Source organism: Bradyrhizobium sp. USDA 4516 (assembly GCF_054055915.1).
The window spans coordinates 4,643,880-4,665,217 of sequence record NZ_JBSRXT010000001.1 but is presented as its reverse complement, the minus strand read 5'-3'; the positions used below and the strand labels follow the sequence as shown (position 1 = coordinate 4,665,217).

General features: G+C 66.2%; 14 protein-coding genes and 1 pseudogene. 4 read left to right on the top strand and 11 right to left on the bottom strand.

The features are described 5' to 3' along the window. Positions 1-7: 7 nt before the first annotated feature. Positions 8-1,204, top strand: a complete 1,197-nt coding sequence (locus tag ACVI1L_RS21610; protein ID WP_253625665.1) for an acyl-CoA dehydrogenase family protein — start codon at positions 8-10, stop codon at positions 1,202-1,204. Positions 1,205-1,326: 122 nt separating this feature from the next. Here ACVI1L_RS21610 and ACVI1L_RS21605 read toward each other — a convergent pair. From ACVI1L_RS21605 to ACVI1L_RS21575, 7 genes and pseudogenes are all read right to left on the bottom strand, one after another. Further along, positions 1,327-3,653: pseudogene (locus ACVI1L_RS21605) on the bottom strand (xanthine dehydrogenase family protein molybdopterin-binding subunit). A 160-nt stretch (positions 3,654-3,813) separates the two neighbouring features. Next, positions 3,814-4,902: a S1C family serine protease gene (locus tag ACVI1L_RS21600; protein ID WP_316395294.1), complete on the bottom strand. Its 1,089-nt coding sequence runs from the start codon at positions 4,900-4,902 to the stop codon at positions 3,814-3,816. Between the two features lie 98 nt (positions 4,903-5,000). Then, entirely contained in the window at positions 5,001-5,876 is an 876-nt protein-coding gene (locus ACVI1L_RS21595; RefSeq protein ID WP_456783729.1) for a dihydrodipicolinate synthase family protein, read from the bottom strand. Then, entirely contained in the window at positions 5,869-6,825 is a 957-nt protein-coding gene (locus tag ACVI1L_RS21590; RefSeq protein WP_456783728.1) for an NAD-dependent epimerase/dehydratase family protein, read from the bottom strand. Before ACVI1L_RS21590 ends, ACVI1L_RS21595 begins: the two co-directional genes overlap by 8 nt. Positions 6,826-6,848: 23 nt before the next feature. Beyond that, on the bottom strand, positions 6,849-8,489 hold the full coding sequence (gene pgm, locus ACVI1L_RS21585; protein WP_456783727.1) for a phosphoglucomutase (alpha-D-glucose-1,6-bisphosphate-dependent): 1,641 nt from the start codon (positions 8,487-8,489) through the stop codon (positions 6,849-6,851). A 231-nt stretch (positions 8,490-8,720) separates the two neighbouring features. Then, positions 8,721-10,373, bottom strand: coding sequence for an acetolactate synthase large subunit (locus ACVI1L_RS21580; protein ID WP_456783726.1), 1,653 nt, complete (start codon positions 10,371-10,373; stop codon positions 8,721-8,723). 78 nt (positions 10,374-10,451) lie between these two features. Next, positions 10,452-13,118 carry a M1 family metallopeptidase gene (locus tag ACVI1L_RS21575; protein WP_456783725.1) on the bottom strand — a complete coding sequence of 889 codons (2,667 nt, stop codon included), beginning with the start codon at positions 13,116-13,118 and terminating at the stop codon, positions 10,452-10,454. A gap of 249 nt (positions 13,119-13,367) precedes the next feature. On the opposite strand from ACVI1L_RS21575, the gene ACVI1L_RS21570 reads away from it, so the two are divergent. After that, positions 13,368-14,822, top strand: coding sequence for a GH1 family beta-glucosidase (locus tag ACVI1L_RS21570; RefSeq protein WP_057019250.1), 1,455 nt, complete (start codon positions 13,368-13,370; stop codon positions 14,820-14,822). A gap of 1 nt (position 14,823) precedes the next feature. On the opposite strand, the gene ACVI1L_RS21565 is transcribed toward ACVI1L_RS21570, so the two are convergent. Both ACVI1L_RS21565 and ACVI1L_RS21560 read right to left on the bottom strand, forming a co-directional pair. Then, positions 14,824-15,891, bottom strand: coding sequence for a maleylacetate reductase (locus ACVI1L_RS21565; RefSeq protein ID WP_456783724.1), 1,068 nt, complete (start codon positions 15,889-15,891; stop codon positions 14,824-14,826). A 20-nt stretch (positions 15,892-15,911) separates the two neighbouring features. Continuing rightward, positions 15,912-16,892, bottom strand: a complete 981-nt coding sequence (locus ACVI1L_RS21560; protein WP_456783723.1) for a helix-turn-helix domain-containing protein — start codon at positions 16,890-16,892, stop codon at positions 15,912-15,914. 152 nt (positions 16,893-17,044) lie between these two features. Here ACVI1L_RS21560 and ACVI1L_RS21555 point away from each other — a divergent pair, with 152 nt between their 5' ends. Further along, positions 17,045-17,770 (top strand): alpha/beta hydrolase, encoded by a 726-nt coding sequence (locus ACVI1L_RS21555; RefSeq protein WP_456783722.1) that lies wholly within the window; start codon positions 17,045-17,047, stop codon positions 17,768-17,770. Positions 17,771-17,967: 197 nt separating this feature from the next. On the opposite strand, the gene ACVI1L_RS21550 is transcribed toward ACVI1L_RS21555, so the two are convergent. After that, on the bottom strand, positions 17,968-19,461 hold the full coding sequence (locus ACVI1L_RS21550; RefSeq protein WP_076830680.1) for a flavin-containing monooxygenase: 1,494 nt from the start codon (positions 19,459-19,461) through the stop codon (positions 17,968-17,970). Between the two features lie 121 nt (positions 19,462-19,582). After that, positions 19,583-20,032: a cupin domain-containing protein gene (locus tag ACVI1L_RS21545; protein WP_057019245.1), complete on the bottom strand. Its 450-nt coding sequence runs from the start codon at positions 20,030-20,032 to the stop codon at positions 19,583-19,585. A gap of 263 nt (positions 20,033-20,295) precedes the next feature. Here ACVI1L_RS21545 and ACVI1L_RS21540 point away from each other — a divergent pair, with 263 nt between their 5' ends. Beyond that, the gene (locus ACVI1L_RS21540) at positions 20,296-21,324 is read left to right on the top strand and encodes an AraC family transcriptional regulator (protein ID WP_456783721.1); all 1,029 of its coding nucleotides are present in this window, start codon (positions 20,296-20,298) and stop codon (positions 21,322-21,324) included. The last annotated feature ends 14 nt before the right edge of the window (positions 21,325-21,338 follow it).

Below are 21,338 nucleotides of genomic sequence, written 5' to 3'. Positions count from 1 at the left end.
GCGCACCATGGATCTCACCTTCAGTGCCGAGGAACGCGCGTTCGAGCAGGAAGTCCGCGATTTCATTGCCGGCAGCCTGACGCCGGAGATGAAGCGCGCCACCGCGCTGACGCCGTCGGTGTTCTCCGACCCCGACATCGGCATGGCCTGGCAGCGCGCGCTGCACAAGAAGGGCTGGGGTGCGCCGGGCTGGCCGGTGGAGCATGGCGGACCGGACTGGACACCGGCACAGCGCTGGATCTTCGAGGCCGAATGCGCGCGCGCCGGCGTGCCCAATGTCAACGTGATGGGCGTGAAGATGGTCGGCCCCGTCATCATCGGGTTCGGCTCGCCCGAGCAGCAGAATTTCTATCTGCCGCGGATTCTCTCCGGCGAGGATTACTGGTGCCAGGGCTATTCCGAGCCGGGCTCGGGCTCCGACCTCGCCTCGCTGAAGACCCGCGCGGTGCGCGACGGCGACGAATACATCATCAACGGCACCAAGATCTGGACCACGCATGCGCACCACGCCAACCGCATGTTCGCGCTGGTGCGCACCAATGACGGCGAGCGGCAGCAGGACGGCATCAGCTTCATCCTGATCGACATGAAGACGCCGGGCATCGCCACGCGCCCGATCCTGACCATCGGCGGCGACCACGAGGTCAACCAGGTGTTCTTCGACGACGTCCGCGTGCCCGTCGCCAACCGCGTCGGCGAGGAAGGCAAGGGCTGGACCTACGGCAAATATCTGCTCGAATTCGAGCGCGGCTCCGGCATCGCGTCGGCCAAGCTGCGCGAGGCGCTGAAGACGATCACCGATCTCGCAGACTCCGAGGTCACCGGCCGCGCCATCGAGGATCCCGACATCGCGATCCGGATGTCGGAGGTCGAGGTCGATATCGACGCGCTCGAGATGACCGAGCTCAGGGTGCTGTCGGCGCTGCAGACCGGGCAGAATCCGGGCGCGGTGTCGTCGCTGATCAAGCTCCGCGTCAGCGAGATCCGCCAGGCGGTGACGCGGCTCGGCGTCGACGTGATCGGCCAGGACGGACTTGCCGTCGAGCCGGCGCGGCCGTTCTACCGGCTCAACCACGAGCCGGCGATCCCCGAAGAACTGCTGCCGGTGGTACCGGAATATCTCAACGGCCGCGCCTATACGATCTTCGGCGGATCATCCGAGATCCAGCGCGACATCATCGCGAAGATGGTGCTGGGACTGTAGGGCACCTCGTTCCGGGGCATCGCAAAGCGATGAACCTCAGGTGCGCAATTGCGCACCGGGGAACCTCGATGTTGTGGCGCGAGCTTCCGGGTTCGACGCTGCGCGTCGCCCCGGAATGACGGCTAAACGGCCGTCGCCTTGGCGTCGCGGATCGCCTGCCAGATCTTCGACGGCGTCAGCGGCGTGTTCAGCTGCTTGATTCCGACCTCGCTCAGCGCATCCATCACGCCGTTGGTGATGCAGGGCGGCCCGCCGATCGCGCCGGACTCGCCGCAGCCCTTGGCGCCTAGCGGGTTGGTCTTGCACGGCGCGGAGCCATCGAGCGTCACCGTGATCGGCGGAACGTCATCCGCGCGCGGGATGCAATAGTCCTGATAGCTCGCGGTCAGCAGCTGGCCTTCCTCGCTATAGGCCACACCTTCGTACAGCGCCTGGCCGATGCCCTGGACAACGCCGCCATGCACCTGCCCGGTCACCAGCATCGGATTGACGGCGACGCCGACGTCGTCGACCGTGGTGTAGCGCACCACCCGCGTGACGCCGGTCTCCGGATCGATCTCGACCTCGCAGATATGCGTGCCGTTCGGCCAGCTCGGCCCGTCGACATTGCCCTCGCTCTCGACCGAGAGCTTTGCGCCGTTTTCCTTCGCCGCGATCTCGAACAGGCTGATGCGCCTGTCGGTGCCGACCACGGTGAGGAAGCCGTCGCGATATTCGATGTCCTCGACGGAGGCCTCCAGCAAATTGGAGGCCTTGTCGCGCGCCTTGTTGATCATATCGTTGCTGGAGACCGCAACCGCGGTGCCGCCGACGAACAGCGAACGCGAGCCGACGCTGCCGAAGCCGGTGGCGAGGTCCGTGTCGCCCTGGATCACGTCGATCTTGTCCATCGCGATGCCGAGCGTATCAGCGATCATCTGGGTGTAGGTGGTGGCGAGGCCCTGCCCCATCGCCATCGTGCCGGAATGCAGGATGACGCGCCCTCGGCGGTCGCGTGCAGCGAGACGTTCTCGGTGTGGGCGCGGCCGCCGGTCCATTCGATGTAGCTGGTGAGACCGCGGCCGTAGAGCAGGCCCTTCTTCTTCGCCGCCTTCTTGCGTGCGGCAAAGCCGTTCCAGTCGGCCAAATCAGACGCGCGCTCCAGCATGTGCGCGAAGGCACCGGAATCGTACACCTGCCCAACCGCGTTGGTGTAGGGCAGCTGTGCCGGCTTGATGTAGTTGACCTTGCGGATGGTGCGCGGGTCCATGCCGATCTGGCGCGCGGCGGCGTCGAACAGCCGCTCGACGATGAACACCGCCTCGGGCCTGCCGGCGCCGCGATAGGCGCCGACCGGCGCGGTGTGGGTCATCACCGACTTCACCTCGAAATGCACCAGCGGCAGGTCGTAGACGCCGGTCTGCACGAACGGGCCGAGCACCAGCGGAATGATGTTGGCGGTGCCCGACGAATAGGCCCCGGTGCCGCCTATCGAGCGCACCCGGTAGGCCAGCACGCGGCCCTTGGCATCGAGCGCGAACTCGCCGGTCGAGGTCAGGTCGCGGCCATGGGTGCCGCCGACGAACTCGTCGGTGCGGTCGCCGCGCCAGCGGATCTTCTCGTTCAGCTTGGTCGCGGCATAGGCGACGATGCCGTCTTCCGGATACAGGCTGGTCTTCTGGCCGAAGCCGCCGCCGATGTCGCCGACCAGCACGCGCACGCTGTCCTTCGGCCGCTTCAGGATCGATTCCGCCAAGAGGTCGCGGGTCGAACCCGGAGTCTGCGACTGCACGTGCAGAATCAGCCGGCCGGTCTTCTTCTCGATCTCGGCAATGGTCGAGCGCGGCTCCATCGCCGACGGCACCAGGCGCTGGCTGACCAGGTCGAGCGACACCTTGTGCGCGGCGTTGGCGAAGGCTTCCTCGACCTTGGCGGCATCGCCATAGCTCATCGCGGCCACGATGTTGTCGGGCGCCTCCGGCCAGACCGCCGGCGCACCGGGCTTGATCGCCTCGACCGGATCAACCACCGAGGGCAGCACCTCGTAATCGATCTCGATCGCCTCGGCCGCGGTCTGCGCCAGCACCCGCGAGGTCGCGACCACAGCCGCGACGCCCTCGCCCGCGTAACGCACCACATCATGCGCCAGCAGGCGCCGTGGCGGCACGGTCATCGGCGAGCCGTCGGGCCGCTTGAAGATCGCAAGCGTCGGCAGCGTGCCGATATCGTCCTTGACGAGGTCGGCGCCGGTATAGACGGCCTTGACGCCCGGCATCTCCAGCGCCGCCCTGGCGTCGATCGACTTGATGTTGGCATGGGCGTGCGGCGAGCGCAGCACGTGCAGCCAGAGCGCGCCGTCCTGCGGCTTGTCGTCGATGAAATGCCCCTTCCCGGTGACCAGCCGCTGGTCCTCCAGACGCTTGACTGGCTGGCCCGCACCAAAACGCATATTGCCGGGAAGAATGTTCATTAGAGGGTCCTTCGAGCTTCCAAGAATTTCCAGAGAATTTGGCGGCGGTTTTAGCGGATTTTGGCGGCCTGACAACCACAGCGCCGGCCAGAGGACAGGCGTGTCGTCGCGCGGCGCGCGGAAGCACAATCCGGCGGCACGCGTCAGGCCAGTGACGACATCATTGCGCCCGGCCGATATCGACGATGGCGACCTCGACATCGCGCGCCGAGCCGTCGCGGTTCACGCTGAGCCGCACTTTCTTGCCGACCCCGATCTGCTCGAGCTGGTCGGCCAGATCGGAGAGCCGGTGCACCGGCTTGCCGTCGACCGCGGTGATCACGTCGCCGAGCTCACCGGTCGACATGTCGACCCCGCGTATCCCGGCGCGCTCGGCCGGCGACCCCGGTGTCGTGCGCACCACGATCAATCCTTCGGCACCGATACGCGTGGCGACCGCCTCATTCGCGGTCACGATGCCGATCCCCGGCGTCGGCACGCGGCCGTTGCGGATCAGGTCTGGCACCACGCGATTGACGATGTCGACCGGGATCGCAAAGCCGATGCCGGCATTCGAGCCCGACGGCGACAGGATCGCCGTGGTCACGCCGATCAGCCGGCCGGCGGAATCGAGCAACGGGCCGCCCGAATTGCCCGGATTGATCGCGGTGTCGGTCTGGATCACATTGGAGATCTCGCGCCCGCTCGAGGTCGGCAGCCGGCGCTTGAGCGCGCTGATGATGCCGCTGGACATCGATTGATCGAGCCCGAACGGGTTGCCGATCGCATAGGCAAACTGGCCGACCTTGAGATCGGCCGAGCTGCCGAGCGCCAGTGACGGCGGCAGCTTGCGCGCGCTGCGGATGCGCAGCACCGCCAGGTCGTAGTTCGGCGCCGTGCCGACGATTTCGGCGCGCACCGCTTCGCCGGAGGCAAAGCGGATCGCGACCTGGCTTGCGTTCTGCACCACGTGATTGTTGGTGACGACGTGGCCGTCATTGTCCCAAACAATGCCGGTGCCCGACGCCGCGCCGCCTTCCTGCTCCTCGCTCAACGGATTGGCGGCGGTTTGCGTCACCACCTGCACGACCGACGGCGAGACCTTCTCGAAGATCTCGACATTGGCCTTTTCGGCATCCGACAGCGCGCCGCGCTCGGTGACCGCGCGGGCAGCCGGGCCGCTCCACGGCGCCTGACGGATGCTGCCGGCCGCGAAGATCAGCAGAATGGCCGCGATCACGGCCAGGACAAGGACGGTACGCCGATTCATTGGTGTGCTCCACGCAACAAACGCGCTGACCAAGCGGAGGTTTCCGGCATGGCCAAGGCGGATTGCCCGGCATTTTGCCGCGCAGCCCCCCGACGGCCTCAGCCCAGATCGCGCAACGCCGCCTCGACCACCTTGCGCTGCTCGGCCGTGAGCGGCGCCTGCGGCGGCACGGGATCGCCGACGTCGTAGCCCTGGCTCGCGAGCCCGGCCTTGATGCAGGCGGCGAGGTTGAAGCGGGCAAACGCCTCGTTGATGCGCCACAGCTTGCGCTGCAGGGCCATCGCCTCATCCCAGCGGGTGCGGCGGCACAGATTGTAGAGCTCGACACTCTGCCGCGGGATGATGCAGGCCGGGCCCGCCATCCAGCCGTGGCCGCCGATCAGCATCACCGCGGCCGGAATATGGGCGGAGGCCGAGAACACTTTCAGGCCGTCGCCGCAGCGGTTCATGATCGACAGCAGCCGCCCGGTGTTGGTCGACGCGTCCTTGATGTAACCGATGCGCGGATGCCCGGCGAGCCGCGCGATGACGTCAAGCGTGAGGTCGGAGCGCTGGAAATTCGGATTGGTATAGATCACGACCGGAATGTCGACGGCGTCGGCGATGGCGCGGAAATAGGCTTCCACCTGCGCATCACCGACCGGAAAATACGCCTCCATGATCGCGAGGATGCCGGTCGCGCCGCGCTTCTGGTAGGCCTTGGCCTGCGCCACCGCATCCGCCGTCGAGGTCGAGGCGACGCCGGCGACCACCGGCACGCGGCCCTGCGCGGCCTCGATCGTGGTCGCCACCACCTGCATGCGCTGCGCATTGTTGAGGTAGGCGAATTCGCCGGTCGAGCCGAGCGGCGTCAGGCCGTGGACGCCGGCCTTGACCAGATCGTCGCAGAGCCGGCCCAGCACCTCGGTGCGGACATGGCCGGCAGGGTCGACCGGGGACACCAGGTACGGAAAGACGCCGTGGAAATCAGCCATTTGCGAGCCTCGTTGACGGCGAGACATAATCGGGATCGTGCGCAAAGGGAAGCGGCGCGCCGCTGCGCATGGCGCCGAGCACCGCTGCGAAATCCGTGCCGGCGCGGAAACCGAGCAGCCGTTCGGCCTTGCTCGCGTCGTAGATCCGGCCGATCGATTTCGGCAGGCGCCAGCCACGCCGCGCGAACAGCGCCGGCGCATCGGGGAACGTGCGCGCGATCACCCCGGCCGCGTCGGTCTTCAGGTCGGCGACATCGCTGCGCGCAAACGGCGTCGGCGCGCTGATCACGAAGACCTCGAAGCCGCGGATCTTCTCGAGCGCCACGACATGGGCATCGGCGGCGTCCTCGACGGTGAGGCGGCGGTACAGCAGCTCGGTCGCCTTCAGGTTCTCGCCATGGAAGTCGCGGATGGTATCGTCATCCTCGGGGAAGAAGCGGCTGGTGCGCAGCACCGCACAGTTCAGCCCGTGCTCGCGGCTGTACAGACGGCACAGCCCTTCAGCGGCGAGTTTTGTCACTCCGTAAATGTTGCGCGGCTCGAGCGGCCCTGTCGTCTCGTCGAGCCACACCGCAGCATGGCCCTCCTCGTCGCGGATCGCCTGCGAGATCATCAGCGACGTCGTCGAGGTGAAGACGAAACGGGCGTGGCCGGCAGCCACGGCTGCCTGCAGCAAATTGAGCGTGCCTGACACATTGACGTCGACAAAGGCCTGCGGCGCGAACCGCTCGATATCGGGCTTGTGCAACGCGCCGCCATGGATCACGGCCTCGATGCCGTAATCCGCGAACACGCGCTCGACCACCGATCGCTCGGCTACCGAGCCTGTGACATCGGTCGCCTCGCCCGGGACGACGTCGAGGCCGACCACATCATGGCCGGCCTGTCGAAGCCGCGGCGCGAGGAAACGGCCGAGCCAGCCGGAGGAGCCGGTCAACAATATTCGCATGAGGTCCGCCCGGCCCGCGCCTTTCAGAACACCTTGGCGATCGCGGCCTGCGCGTCGCCCTGGATCTGCTTCAGATGATCCGGCCCGCGGAAGCTTTCGGCGTAGATCTTGTAGACATCCTCGGTGCCGGAGGGACGCGCGGCGAACCAGCCCGCCTCGCTCTCGACCTTGATGCCGCCAAACGGCTGGTCGTTGCCCGGCGCCTTGGTCCTGACCGCGCGCACGGCATCGCCGGCGAGCTGCGTCATGTTGAGCTGATCGGGCCCGAGCGCCTTCAGCGCGTTCTTCTGCTTCGGCGTCGCCGCCACATCGATGCGCTCGTAATAGGGAACGCCGAGTTCGGCGGTCAGTTCGCCGAACAATTCGCTCGGATCGCGGCCGGTCTTGGCGATGATCTCGGCCGCCAGGAGGCCGAGGATGATGCCGTCCTTGTCGGTGGTCCACACCGAGCCGTCGCGCTTCAGGAACGATGCGCCCGCGCTCTCCTCGCCAGCAAAGCCGAAGCCGCCGCTGCCCAGCCCGTCGACGAACCATTTGAAGCCGACCGGCGTCTCGACCAGCTTGCGGCCCAGCTTCTTCGCGACGCGATCGATGATCGAGCTCGACACGATGGTCTTGCCGATCGCGGCGTCCTTGCTCCATTGCGGCCGGTGCGCGAACAGATAGGCGATCGCGGTGGCAAGGAAGTGGTTCGGGTTCATCAGCCCGTTCGAGCGGGTCACGATGCCGTGGCGGTCGGCGTCGGTGTCGTTGGCGAAGGCGACGTCGAAACGGTCGCGCATCCCGATCAGGCTCGCCATCGCATAAGGCGACGAGCAGTCCATCCGGATCTTGCCGTCCCAGTCCGCGGTCATGAAGCGGAAGGTCGGATCGACGGCATCGTTGACGACTGACGCGTTGATGCCGTAGCGCGCGATGATCGGCTGCCAGTAGTGCACGGCCGCGCCGCCGAGCGGGTCGATGCCGATCTTGACGCCGGCAGACTTGATCAGCGCCAGATCGACGGTGTTGCCGAGATCGGCGACATAGGGCGTTATGTAGTCGTGCAGATGTGTGGTCGCAGCCTTGCGCGCGCGATCATAGGGCAGCCGCGCGACGCCCTTGAGGCCGGCCTCGATGTAGCGGTTGGCGTTCTTCTCGACCACAGCGGTGACGTCGGTGTCGGCCGGACCACCATGCGGTGGATTGTATTTGTAGCCGCCGTCCTCCGGCGGGTTGTGTGACGGCGTGATGACGACGCCGTCGGCGAGGCCCGTGCTGCGGCCTTTGTTGTAGCTCAGGATCGCGTGCGAGATCACCGGCGTCGGGGTGTAGCCGCCCTGCGCGTCGATCATGATCTCGACGCCGTTCGCCGCGAACACCTCGACCGCGCTGGCCAGCGCCGGCTCGGCCAGCGCATGGGTGTCGATGCCGATGAACAGCGGCCCGGTGAGACCCTTCTCGCGCCGGTAATCGCAGATCGCCTGCGTGGTGGCGAGGATATGGTCCTCGTTGAAGGAATTCTTCAGCGACGAGCCGCGATGGCCCGAGGTGCCGAACGCAACCCGCTGAGCGGGATCGCCAGCGTCGGGCTTGCCGGCAAAATAGGCCGTGACCAGCCGCGGCACATTGGCGAGCTGGGCGGGATCGATGGGTTTGCCGGCGGCAGGATTTGGTGCAGTCACGTGACCTCTCAGATCTGGTATCGCCGACCATCTGCGCAATGGTGATGCAGTGGCGTGCTACCATGGCGGCTTACGTTCAATCAAGCCGAGGGCTTTTCGTTCCTTGGCCACCGCAGCAATGCTTCAGCTTCTTGTTTGAGCATGATCTCCGCGCAAACGCTTTGCGTTTGTCGCGAGGGAAAACCGCTTCGCACTTTGCGCTAACGCGGCCCTTCGGGTCCGGATCATGCTCTACGACACATCGATCTGCTGCACCTTCTCGCGCAATTCGTCGACCAGCACCCGCTTGTTCTCGGTATAGTCGATCGGCACCACGACAAGATGCACGCCGCCGCCGGAAAACGCCCGTTCCAGGGTCGGAACGATCGCATCCGTGCTCGCGATCCGCGAACCCTTGGCGCCGTAGCTTTCGGCGTATTTGACGAAATCCGGATTGCCGAAGGTCAGGCCGAAATCCGGGAAATTGTCGACCGCCTGCTTCCAGCGGATCATGCCGTAGGCGGAATCCTCCAGGATCAGGATCACCAGATTGAGCTTGAGGCGGACCGCGGTCTCGAGCTCCTGCGAGTTCATCATGAAGCCGCCATCGCCACAGACCGCGAGCACGCGGTTGTTCGGATACAGCATCGCCGCCATCATCGCCGACGGCAGGCCGGCGCCCATGGTCGCGAGCGCGTTGTCGAGCAGCAGCGAGTTCGCGAGCAGCGTGCGGTAATTGCGTGCGAACCAGATCTTGTACATGCCGTTGTCGAGCGCGACGATGCCGTCCTCCGGAATGACCTGCCGCACATCGTGCACGATGCGCTGCGGTGTCGGCGGCCAGCGGCCCTCGGTGGCGCGATCGGTGATCTTGGCCAGAATGCTCTGGCGCAGGCTGAGCAGCGCGCTGGCATGCGGCAGCTTCCCCTCGACCCGATCGGCCAGCAATTCGAGGCTCGGCCCGACATCGCCGATCACCTCGCATTGCGGGAAATAGACCTGCTCGACCGTTGCCGGCATGTAGCTGACATGGATCACCTGCGGCCCCTTCGGGCCCATGATGAAAGGCGGCTTCTCGACCGTGTCGTGACCGATCGCGATGATGAGGTCGGCGCGGTCGATCGCCTCGTGCACATAGTCGCGCTCGCTCAGCGCGGCGGTTCCCATGTACTGATTGGTACCGCCGGATACCGTGCCCTTGCCCATCTGTGTCGTGAAGAACGGGATTTTCGTGCGCCGCACGAAATCGCCGATCCCGGCAGTCGAACGCGGACGCGATGCCGCAGCACCAAGCATGATCAGTGGGCGCTGCGCCTTCAGGATCATGTCGGCGGCACGGTCGAGCGCGGCGGCGTGCGCGATCGGAATTTCGATCGGATGCGGCGGTATCATTTCGACCGGCGCAATCTCCTCGCCTGCGATATCCTCCGGCAGTTCGAGCAGCACCGGCCCCGGCCGTTCCTGCGCCGCAATTCGGAAGGCGTCGCGGACCAGGGTCGGAATGGTCGCGCCGCTGACGATCTGCAGCGACAGCTTGGTCAGCGGACGGAACGTGTTGACGATGTCGACGATCTGGAACTTGGCCTGCCGGCTGCTCAGGATGCCCTTCTGGCCGGTCAGCATCACCATCGGCATCGCGCCGAGCAGCGCATAGGCGGCGCCTGTCGTGAGGTTGAGCGCGCCGGGGCCAAGCGTCGTCATGCAGACGCCGGGCCTTCCGGTCAGCCGGCCATAGGTCGCCGCCATGAACGCCGCGGCCTGCTCGTGGCGGGTCACGATCAGTTTGATCGAGGATTTGCGCAGGCTCTCGACGACGTCGAGGTTCTCCTCGCCGGGGACGCCGAATACCCGCTCCACGCCCTCATTCTCGAGGGCCGCGACCAGCAAATCGGAACCTTTGACCATCTCAGCCTCGCATCGTTGATTGCATGCCGCGCACGGAGCATAGCCGCATCGCGCGCCGCCGGAAACTGCTTCGCGATCTTACGGTTTGCGCGCCCTGATCCAGCCGTCGGCGGCGGGCAGCACGCGCGCGGCGAGATCGGCCGAGATCGCGATCGCCTGCACGGATCGCGCCACCATCACCCGTCCGCCGGTGGTCGATTGCGACGGAGCAAACGCGGCCAGTTCCGCCGCATGGTCCTCATCGGTAAAATTGGTCATGAAGTTCGGCACGAACTGGTCGCGGAAGTTCGGCCCCTGCCTTGCCAGCAACGTATCGAAATTAGTCCGGATGAAGTCCCAGGCCAGCTGCGGCTGCTCGCCTGAAGACGCAACCGCGTTGATCATCCCCGTCACGATCGTGTCGGGCAATTCGTTGGTCAGCGTCAACGCCAGCGTCGCCCGCGCCAGTTCGGCATCGCGGGCGCTTGCCGCCGCGAGATAATAGCGCAGCCGTTCATTGGTCGCCGTGCTGTTGCGCGCGAGCGCCAGCAGCTGGTCGTAGGTCGCCCGATCGGCGGTCACACCGACAACATGCGTGACGGCATCGTGCAATGCGGTCGGAAGCGAATTGGGATCATCGACGAATCCCGCAAAGCGCCGCTTCGCTTCCGCCACAATAGCTGCATCCCCGAGATCGCCAAGCGTCGAGATCAGGCTTGCACGCAACAACGCAGTGTCATCGTCGCCTGAACCGGCGCCGTCCCATCCGACCCGATCGAACACCGGGCGCAGCTTGGCGCGGGCATAGGCCTGGATCACCGGCCGCTCGGTGCGGCCGCGCGACAGCCGGTTCAGCGCCGCGAATGTCGAGATCACCTGGTCCCACACCGCGCGTTGGTCACCGGCATCGAGCGCATCGAGCAGCGCGAGATAGGACGGCGCCTCCGCGCGGCCCGCCTGCACCAGCGCCCAGCTGTCGGTAACGACATTGAGACGGTCCGTGACCTGCATTTGCGGGAATGCGTTCAGCAACGCCGCACGGTTCTTCGGGCCGTACTCGACTCTGAAGTAGCCGACGTCGCCGAGGTTGACCTTGATCGCATCGCCGCAGGCGCCGGCCGGGATATTGGTGCTCCCCTTCAACAATATCTCGTCAAACGGCTTGCCATGCGCCGGTCCGACCGCAACGGGGATCTGCCAGTTGCGGGCCGGCAGCGGCGGATTGTTGGCCGGCGCGATCACGAAGCGATCCTGCCGCAGGGTCAGACGTTGCGCCATGCCATCGCAGGCCGCCTCGGCCACGACCAGCGGCACGCCGTCCTGCTCGGTGAACGAGGCGGCGATACCGGTGATGGTCTTGCCGCCGCTACTCTCGAGCGCCTGCCAGAGATCAGCGGTCGTCGCGTTGCTGTAGGCATGCGCGGCCATGTATTTGCGGATGCCGTCGCGGAACGCTGGTTCGCCGAGATAGGTCTCGAGCATGCGGATCAACGCCTGCCCCTTGCTGTAGGTGATGGCGTCGAACGCCGTCACCGCTTCGCTGTGATCGGCAATCGGCTGCTGCACGGGATGCGAGGTGCGCCGCGCATCGAGCGCCATGGCGAACTGCTTCGCGCCGTAGCCGTTCAGCCAGCCCTGCCATTGCGGATAGAACTGCTCCGAGGCCTTGGTTGCCATCCAGCTGGCAAAGCCCTCGTTGAGCCAGAGATTGTCCCACCACGCCATGGTGACGAGATCGCCGAACCACATATGCGCCATCTCGTGCGCGATGATGGCGAAGATGCCACGCCGCGCGGTCTCGGCGGACGTCGCGGGATCGAACAGCAGCCGGCTCTCGAAGAAGGTGATGCCGCCCCAATTCTCCATCGCGCCGCCGAACCCGGCCGGAACTGCGATCAGGTCCAGCTTCGGCAGCGGATATTTGACGCCGAAATAGTCGTTGTAATAGGCGAGCAGCTTCACCGCGCTGTCGAGCGCGAACCGGCCCTGCCCGCTCTTGCCCTCCGTCGTCACCACGCCGACCGTGACGCCGCCGGCATCCGCTGTGACGCGCTCGAGCTCGCCAACCGTAAGCACGAACAGATAGCTCGACATCTTCGGCGTCGGCGCGAACGCAACCTTTTTGAGATCGCCGGCGACCGGCTCTTCGCTGGTCACGGGCATGTTGCCGACCGCGAGCAGATTGCGCGGAATGACGACGGTCAGCGCGAAGCTCGCCTTGAACGACGGCTCGTCCCAGCACGGGAAGATCCGCCTCGCATCGGCCGGCTCCAGCTTGCTGGAGATCATCCGCTTGATCCCGGTCCTGGTCGGGTAGTCGACCGAGAACAGGCCGGTGCCGAATTTGTTGATCTGCGCCGTGAAGGCGATACGCAGCTTGTGGCGGCCGGCCGCAAGCGGCCTGGCGAAGGTCAGCGTTGCGGTCTGCGCGGCGGCGTCGGTCGCGACCTCCGCGTGCTGCGCGCCGTCATCGATCGTGACCTCTGCGAATGTCGTGTTGACCGCGTTCAGCGTCAGCTGCGCGGTCGCCTCGCGTACCTCGATGTCGACGGTCTCGACGCCCGGCAGAGCGAGGCTCGTGATATCAGGCGTCAGCTCGATCGCGTAATGCAACGGGACGACCGTCTTCGGTAGCTTTCCGGGCGTGCGGTCGAACGAAAATGTCTGCTCGGCCTGCGCGCTTGCGGCCATCGCCAAAGCCATGCCGATCGCAGTGGCAAGACGACGCAGCAGCGCCGTTCGGACATGGGTTGCAGGCTTGTTCATCGCGCGCAGCTCACGGGAATCTCGGGGATATTCGGATGTCATTGCGGAAGGACGTAGCAGGCAATCTAGTAGAGAAAATGTCGCCACAAAACTGACAACTCCGCGACATTGACATCACAATGGTTCGCATTGATTGGTGCGCCGTTCGCCACGGCGCTTTGGCCCACCGACCCTTGTTGCTCAACGGCGGAATGGAAGGTTAACCTACGGCCCGCATTCCAGCGGCAACATCCGCGACGGGAGACAACAATGTTCGGAAAGTTCTCGCGCCGGCAGTTTGCGGGCCTTGCAGGCCTCTCGGCGCTCGGTTTGACCGGCCCTGCCGAGGCTGCAAACCGCGCGTCGCGGCCGGACGGCACGAACTTTCCCACGGGCTTCGTCTGGGGCACCGCAACCTCGTCCTACCAGGTCGAGGGCGCGGTCAATGAGGACGGCCGCGGCCCATCGATCTGGGACACTTTCACCCACACATCGGGCAAGATCGAGGACGGCTCGACCGGCGACCGCGCCAACGATCACTATCACCGCTACAAGGAGGACGTCCGCCTCATCAAGGATCTCGGCGCCAAGGCGTATCGGTTTTCGATCGCCTGGCCTCGGGTATTTCCCGACGGCACCGGCACGCCGAACCCGAAGGGCCTCGACTTCTACAACCGCCTGGTCGACGAGCTGCTGGCGAACGGCATCGAGCCCTACGCCACGCTCTATCACTGGGACCTGCCCCAGGCGCTGCAGGACCGCGTCGGCGGCTGGCGCTCGCGCGACACTTCGAAGGCGTTCGGCGACTATGCCGGCTACGTGGCGCAGCGACTGACCGACCGCGTGAAGAACGTCTTCACCCTCAACGAGGTCGGACGTTTCCTCCCCTTCGGCTATGCGCTCGGCGTCGACGCCCCGGGGCTGAAGCTGCCGGCTGGCGAGGTGAACCAGGCGCGCCATCATGTGGCGCTGGCGCACGGCCTTGCGGTGCAGGCGATCCGCGCCAAGGGCCGTGCCGGCACGCGGGTCGGGCCGGCCGAGAACATCACCGCCTGCGTGCCCGCCTTCAACACGCCGGAGAACATCCGCGCCACCGAGACCGCGACCCGCGAGCTCAATGCAGGTTTTCTCGGTGTCGTCCTCGAAGGCAAGTACACCGAGGGATTCCTGCAATATGCCGGCGCGGATGCGCCCAAATTCACCGCGGACGAGCTGAAGATCATCTCGCAGCCCAATGATTTCGTCGGGCTGAACATCTACGCGCCGCAATGCTACATCCTTGCCACCGACCATGCCCCCGGCTGGAAGCCGCTGCCGATGCCGGCTTCCTTCCCGCATATGAGCTCGGAATGGCTGCGGATCGCGCCAGAGACGATCTATTGGGCGCCGCGGATCGCCGCCAAGCTGTGGAACATCAAGAGCATCTATATCAGCGAGAACGGCACGTCCGGTGAGGACAAGGTGCATCCGGACGGGCAGATCTACGATCTCGACCGCATCATGTTCCTGCGCAACTATCTCGCCCAATTGCAGCGCGCGACCGCCGACGGGGTCCCGGTCCACGGCTATTTCCTGTGGAGCCTGATGGACAATTTCGAATGGATCTTCGGCTATGAGAAGCGCTTCGGCCTCTACCGGGTGGATTTCGAGACCCAGGCCCGGGTGCCGAAATTGAGCGCGGCGTTCTACCGCGACGTGATTGCGCGCAACGCGATCGGGGTGTGATCTATCCGGCCTGCGGCCGCGACCCGGACCACGCGCGCTTCAGCAGGTCGCGGATGCCGCTCTCCTCGATCGGCCTCGGATTCCAGTAAGGATTTTTGGTGGCGAGCGCGGCCGCCTTTGCGATGCCGTCCTCGGGCATGCCGATCTCGGCGAGCGAGCGCGGCGCGCCGAGCCTTGCCGACAGATCGAACAGGCCATCGGCGGCGTCAGCCGCCCCAAGCGCGTTCGCGGCACGGCCGATCGCCTCGCGTGCGGCCGGCGTGTTGTAGGCGATGGTATGCGGCAGCAGCACCGCATGGGTCTCGGCATGCGGCAGGTCGAACAGCGCGCCGACGGTGTGGCAGAGCTTGTGATGCAGCGCCATGCCGACGGTGCCGAGACAGACGGCGCACAGCCAGGCACCATAGAGCGCGTCCGCGCGTGCCTCGAGATCGCGCGGACGCGCGATCACGTTGGGCAGCGACGAGGCAAGCTTCGCAATCGCCTCTTCCGCCATCAGCCAGGTGATCGGGTTGCCGTCCCGCGCGTACAGCGCCTCGGCCGCGTGCGCGATCGCGTTGAGGCCGGAGATCGCGGAGAATTTTGCCGGCATCGAGATCGTCAGGTTGACGTCGTAGATCACGGTCTCGGGCAGGATCTTGGGCGATGATTGCGTGGTCTTGACGCCGTCGACGGTCTCGCCGAGCACCGGCGTCATCTCGGAGCCGGCATAACTGGTCGGCACGATCAGTTGCGGCAGGTCAGTGCGCAGCGCAATCGCCTTGCTGAGGCCGGTCGCGGCACCGGCGCCGATCGCAACCACGCCGTCCGGCTTGAGCTCGCGGACGATCTCCATCGCATGTTCGGTCACCGCGACCGGCGTGTGCACCACTGCACCGTCGAACAATCCGGCCACACGGCCGCCGGTCAGGTCAGCAAGATCGCCGAGCTCGGCCTGCTGCCGCCGGCTCGCCAGCACCAGCGCGCGATTGATGCCGAGCCGGTCGAGCTCGTCCGCCAGCTGCGCGACCGTGCCGACCCCGAACACGACCCGCATCGGGCTGACCTGGTAGGTGAACGGCTGCGCCATGGTGATTTCCGAAGCGTTGGTCAGCCGCGTCGCCAGTCGCGCGGCGTGCAGCCGAAGCGGTGCCTGAAGCGCCGCGTGAAATGCGACAGGTCGGAGAAGCCCCAGTCGAACGCGATGTCGCCGATCGCGCGCCCGGCGATCGCGGGATCCCTCAGATCGCGCGCGGCGCCGTCGAGACGGCGGTCCATCACATGGCTGGCAAATGTGGTGCCGGCGCGCTCGAACAGTTTGTGGACATAGCGCTCGCTGATGCCGATCGCAGCCGCAATGGCGGCAACGCCGAGGCCGGGCTCGCGCAGCCTGCGGTCCACGGCACGGCGCAGCGCAAGCCACGTCGCATCGGCAAGGCTTGCGCTCTCCGCGACACCTGCGCGACCACTGCGCGACAGGCTGAGCGCGACCAGATCGAGCAGCACGCCGAACAGCCGTGCGTTGTCCGCGTCCGAAGCACGGAGCGCGGATGTGTTCAGGACCTGCGCCGTCTCGGTGATGAGATGGCCGACGAAGGGATCATCCGAAACCCGCGCCGGCGCGACCTCGGGCGCCGACGGCAGCCGTTCATCGAGCGCCCCGGCCGGCACCCAGAACGAGGCGACCTGCAGCGCCGGGCCGCGGTCGTGCAGCAGCGCGAAGCGCTGGCCGCTGTCGAAGATTCCGACCTGCCCCGGCGACAGGCTGATCTCGCGTCCCGCCTGCTGGATCCGGCAGCGGCCGGCAAGCTTCAGATTGAGGTAGTAGCAGCGCCGGCTGGACGCGGCGATGTCGGCAGCGGAGCGCCGCACGACATGCTCCGGGAAGCTGACCCGGTTGACCGCGCCATCCCCGAGCCCAACGGTCTCGACGCGGGCGAGGAAGCCCGGCGTCGCCGGCGGCTCCGGCGTCAGGTTCATGAAGGCCTGGCAGATCGCCTCGCGGTAATACGCGAACTGCTCGCCGGGCCTCGTATCCGCGGTATTCCAGCTCAGCCTGCGCGAGCGATCCGCGGCGGCGATTTGCTGCATCAGTTCACTCCGAGCCCAGTCCGGTTCGCTCACAGCCAAGCGCGTTCCGCGGGTCCAGGTCAATATCCAGGTCAATATCCATCAGGAAGCGGATGAAACTTGCGCGTATTCCGGGCCGTCCGGACGCGGCAATCCAGACAGGGAGGTACAACATGTCGACCTATGTTCTCGTCCATGGCGCCTGGCATACCGGCGCCGAGTTTGAGCCGGTTGCGGCCGTCATCCGCAAGGCCGGCCATGTCGTCCACACCCCGACCATCAGGGGCAACCGGCCCGGCGACCGGAAGGACTCCGGGCTCGCCGAGGCGATCCAGTCGATCGTGGATTATCTCGCCGAGCATAATCTGAGCGACATCGTGCTGGTCGGCCACAGCTATGGCGGCATGGTCATCACCGGCGTTGCCGACGCCGCCGCGAACCGCATCCGCCGCCTCGTCTACTGGAACGCCTTTGTCCCGAACAATGGCGAATGCCTCAACGACATGGTGCCGCCGCACTATCGCGGCCTGTTCGACGCCATTCATGCCGAGCGGGGCGACGGCTCGGTGGTGCTGCCGTTCCCGATCTGGCGCGAGGCCTTCATCAACGACGCCGATCTCGAGACGGCGCAGCGCGCCTATGACAAGCTCAACCCGCACCCGTTGAAGACCTTCCAGGACAAGATCGCGCTGCGCAGCAATCCCGCCGAGATGCCAATCGCGAAATCCTACGTGAATTGCACGGAGGACACCGCGATGCCGCACAGCCTGCCCTGGCATCCGCGGTTGTCGGAGAAGCTCGGGCTGTTCCGCCTGGTCCAGGTGCCGGGCAGCCACGAGCTGTGCTTCTCCAACCCCGAGCGGCTGGCGCAGGCCTTCCTCGACGCCGGCCGCGATTAGCGGCCTCCGTTTCACCTCGCCCCGCGTGCGGGGAGAGGTCGGAACGCATCATTAGATGCGTTCCGGGTGAGGGGGAGTCTCCACAAACGCAGCTATCACCGCAGATGCGGGGACCGCCCCTCACCCCAACCCTCTCCCCGTAAGAACGGGGAGAGGGAGCGCAGCGCCCTTGCTGCTCGCCCCAATCCCGTGATGCTCTACGCCACCGCTCTGTATGCTGGCGCAGTCGCGAGGAAGCGGGCATAGGCGTCGGCGTCCGGCGGCGTGAACTTTTCGACGAGCGGGTTGCGGCGCGACGCCTTGGTGCCGATGTCCGCCAGCAGCTCGTCGAAATGCTTGAAGTGGTACGGCGCGACGCACAATCCGCCATAGACGCCCGCTGCCGGACGCTCGACGCGCTTGAAGTTCAGCATCATCGCGATGTTGTCGTGCATCTCGGCCGCGCTCGGCTGCCGCGCCAGCTGGCCGTCGGCGTAGCGCACCAGCCAGTTCGCGGCGAGATCGGCGCACAGCACGGTGCAGAAGCTCGAATTGAAGCCGACGAAGCCCATGTCGGGCAGATCGGGATTGGCGATCAGCCGGTAGAGCCGGTACTGCCCGTCGGGCTCGACCAGCTTGCTCTGATACTCCTCGGGCAGGAACGGCACGCCGAGCTTGTAGCCGATCGCGAGCACCGCGACGTCGGCCGCGACGCGCTGGCCGCCGCTCATCACGATGGTCTTGCCGTCGTAATGGTCGAAGGTACCGCGCACCGCCTTGATCCGGCCGTCGGCGACCATCGGATAGAAGCCGGGGGTTGCGATCGGCACCGAGCAGTTGACGCCGTCCTCGATCCGCTCCTTCGGCACCATGCCGCATTGCTTCAGCTTGAGCTGCATCTTCAGCATGCTCTCGAGCCCGCGCCAGTTCGCCCACACGAACGGCTTTGCCACGACATGCGCGAGGCGCGCCATCGGCCCGATGCCCCAGCTGGCAAACATCTCCTCCTGGGCGCGGATGTAGAGGATGCGCTTGAAGTTGACGAGGCCGCCGACGAAATAGGGAATCCGCCAGACCGGCTCGCGAAACACGATGGTGACTTCGCTGGCGCCGGAATTGACCGCATTCACCGCGATGTCGGTCGCCGATTTGGAGCCGCCGAGCACCACCACCTTGCGGCCCTTGGCAAGCGTTGGATCGCCGTATTGCGATGAATGCAGGATCTGCCCGCCCTGCGCCTTGAAGCCGTCCTCGCCGGCCAGCGGCAGGGCCTGCGGCTCGTTGAATTGCCCGGTGCAGACCGCGACGAAGTCGAAATCCTCGTGGCCGGTGGCGCCGTCGGTCGAGCGCAGCGCCAGCGTCCAGCCCGGCCTGCCGTCAGTGCGACGCGTCATGGTCTCGACCTTGGTGTCGAACCGCATCGCGCCGTCGAGCCCGTGGCTGCGGGCATAGTCGCGCAAGTAGGCATGAACCTGCGGACCCTTCGGCCATTCCGGATAGGACTCCGGCATCGCCTTGTCGGTGTAGCGATAGAGCTCCTTCGGGCTCTGGGTCTGCACGTCGGGATAGGAGCGCGCCGGCTCCCAAACGCCGCCGAGATCGCCGCTGCGCTCGATGATGGTCACCTTGTGGCCGCGACCGGCAAAGGCCTTGCCGGCGGCGAGCCCGGAAATGCCGGCGCCGATGACGCACACATGCTTCTGCTTGACCATGAAACCGCTCCGAATTGAATGAACAGGTCCAATTTCGTTAAGCGCACGCGTCCCCGTCATCGCCGGAGTCCAGCTCCGGCGATTGCCGCCTCGTGCGCGTATTGTCTGTTTGACCGCCGGGCTAGTCGTTGGCTTCCGGCGGCAGGAAGTCCACCTCGTGCTCGGCGGAGATACGCACCACTTCGGCGGGGTCCTGCAGATTGTGCAGCTTCTCGAACAGCGCCTCGAGCTTCTGCATCGGCGACACCCAGAACAGCGCCCGCGCCGGCTTGTCCGACTTGTTGAAATAGCCGTGCGGGATGCCGCGCGGCATGCGCACGAGGTCGCCGGCCTTGGCCTGCACCCAGACGCCGTCGAGCTTGAGGTCGAGCACGCCTTCCTGCACCAGGATGAACTCGTCCTGGGTCGGGTGGATGTGCACCGGCACGAACTGGCCGGGATCGCTGTTGGTTTCGAACGCGAAGGTCGAGTCGGTGACCGCCTTCGGATAGTAGATTTGGCCCAGGATATTCCAGGTCTTGCCGCCGTAGCCGGTGCCGGTTCGGGTAATGCCTTTTTCGAGCGTGCCCATGTCAGCCTCTCCAGTTTTGATGCGCAGTGCCGGCACGGAGCCTGTCGCCGGCCGGTGAGGCTGTCTAGCCGATAAACGAATCCACACCCGGCACCTTCATGCTGCAATGCGGGAGCATTGCGCCGGCCAGCTGCTGCCCAATGCCGTCGCATCGTCCTGACCGCCGATCAGGCAGATTGCACGACGAAACGGCGTTCCCCTTTGCCGCGGGATGCTCTAGGCTGCCTGATGTTTTAGACCTCAAACAACTCCGGACGGCCGGCGTGACTGCTGTTGGCAACGAGGTTTCGGCAAGCGCAAATCCGGCAAGCGCAAGGCTCAAGGATTTCGCACGCGTCGCGACGGCGCGCGTCGATGACGCGGCGGAAGCGATCGGCCGCATCTTCTGTCCGCACGATCTGACGCCGGTCGATCATTCCGCGAGCGATTTCTCCGCGCATCACAATTGCGCCGACTTCGACGGCTTCTCCGTCAACTATGTCGCCTATGGCGGATCGGTCGCGATCAATCCCGGCTGCCTCGACCGCTTCTTCCTGCTGCAGATGCCGCTGTCCGGCTCGGCCGCGGTGCGGACCGCCGCGCGCGAGCTCACCACCGGACCACGGCACACGGCCTCGCTGCTGTCGCCGACCATTCCGACCGAGATGACCTGGCGCGGCCACTGCGCTCAGCTGATCTTGCTGCTCGACCGCAAGCTGGTCGAGCATCGCGCCGCGGCGCTTGGCGGCGTGGCGGTGAGGCCGGTCGAGTTCGATCCGGCCGTCGCGCTGAGCGGGCCACTCGGGCAGACGCTCTCGGCCAAGATCGAGCAGCTTGTCACGGCCGCCGAGCAGCTCGGGCCGCGCAAGGCTTTGTCGGCGGTCGCGGCGGCCGATTGGCGCGAGTCGTTTCTCAATGTGCTGCTCAACGAGCAGCGGCACAGCCTGAGTTCGGCGATCGATGTCTTCAACGGCCGCACCGAGGCCCAGCCGGCCGCCTTGAAACGCGTGCGCGCCTATCTGGAGAGCCGCGCGACCGAGCCGATGGACCTCGCCGAGCTCGCGGAGATCGCGGGCACCGGCATCCGCGCGCTGCAACTCGGCTTCCGCCGTCACTTCGGCACCACCGTGTCCGAGATGCTGCTCGACATCCGCCTCGCCCATCTCAACGCCCGCCTCAACACGGCGCGGCCGGGCGAGCGCATCGTCGATATTGCATTCGACCTCGGCTTTACCCATCTGAGCCGGATGGCGAGCGCCTACCGCGCCAAGTTCGGCGAGAGCCCGAAGGCGACCCTGCAGCGGCTGAGCTGAGCGGCAGTTCCGGG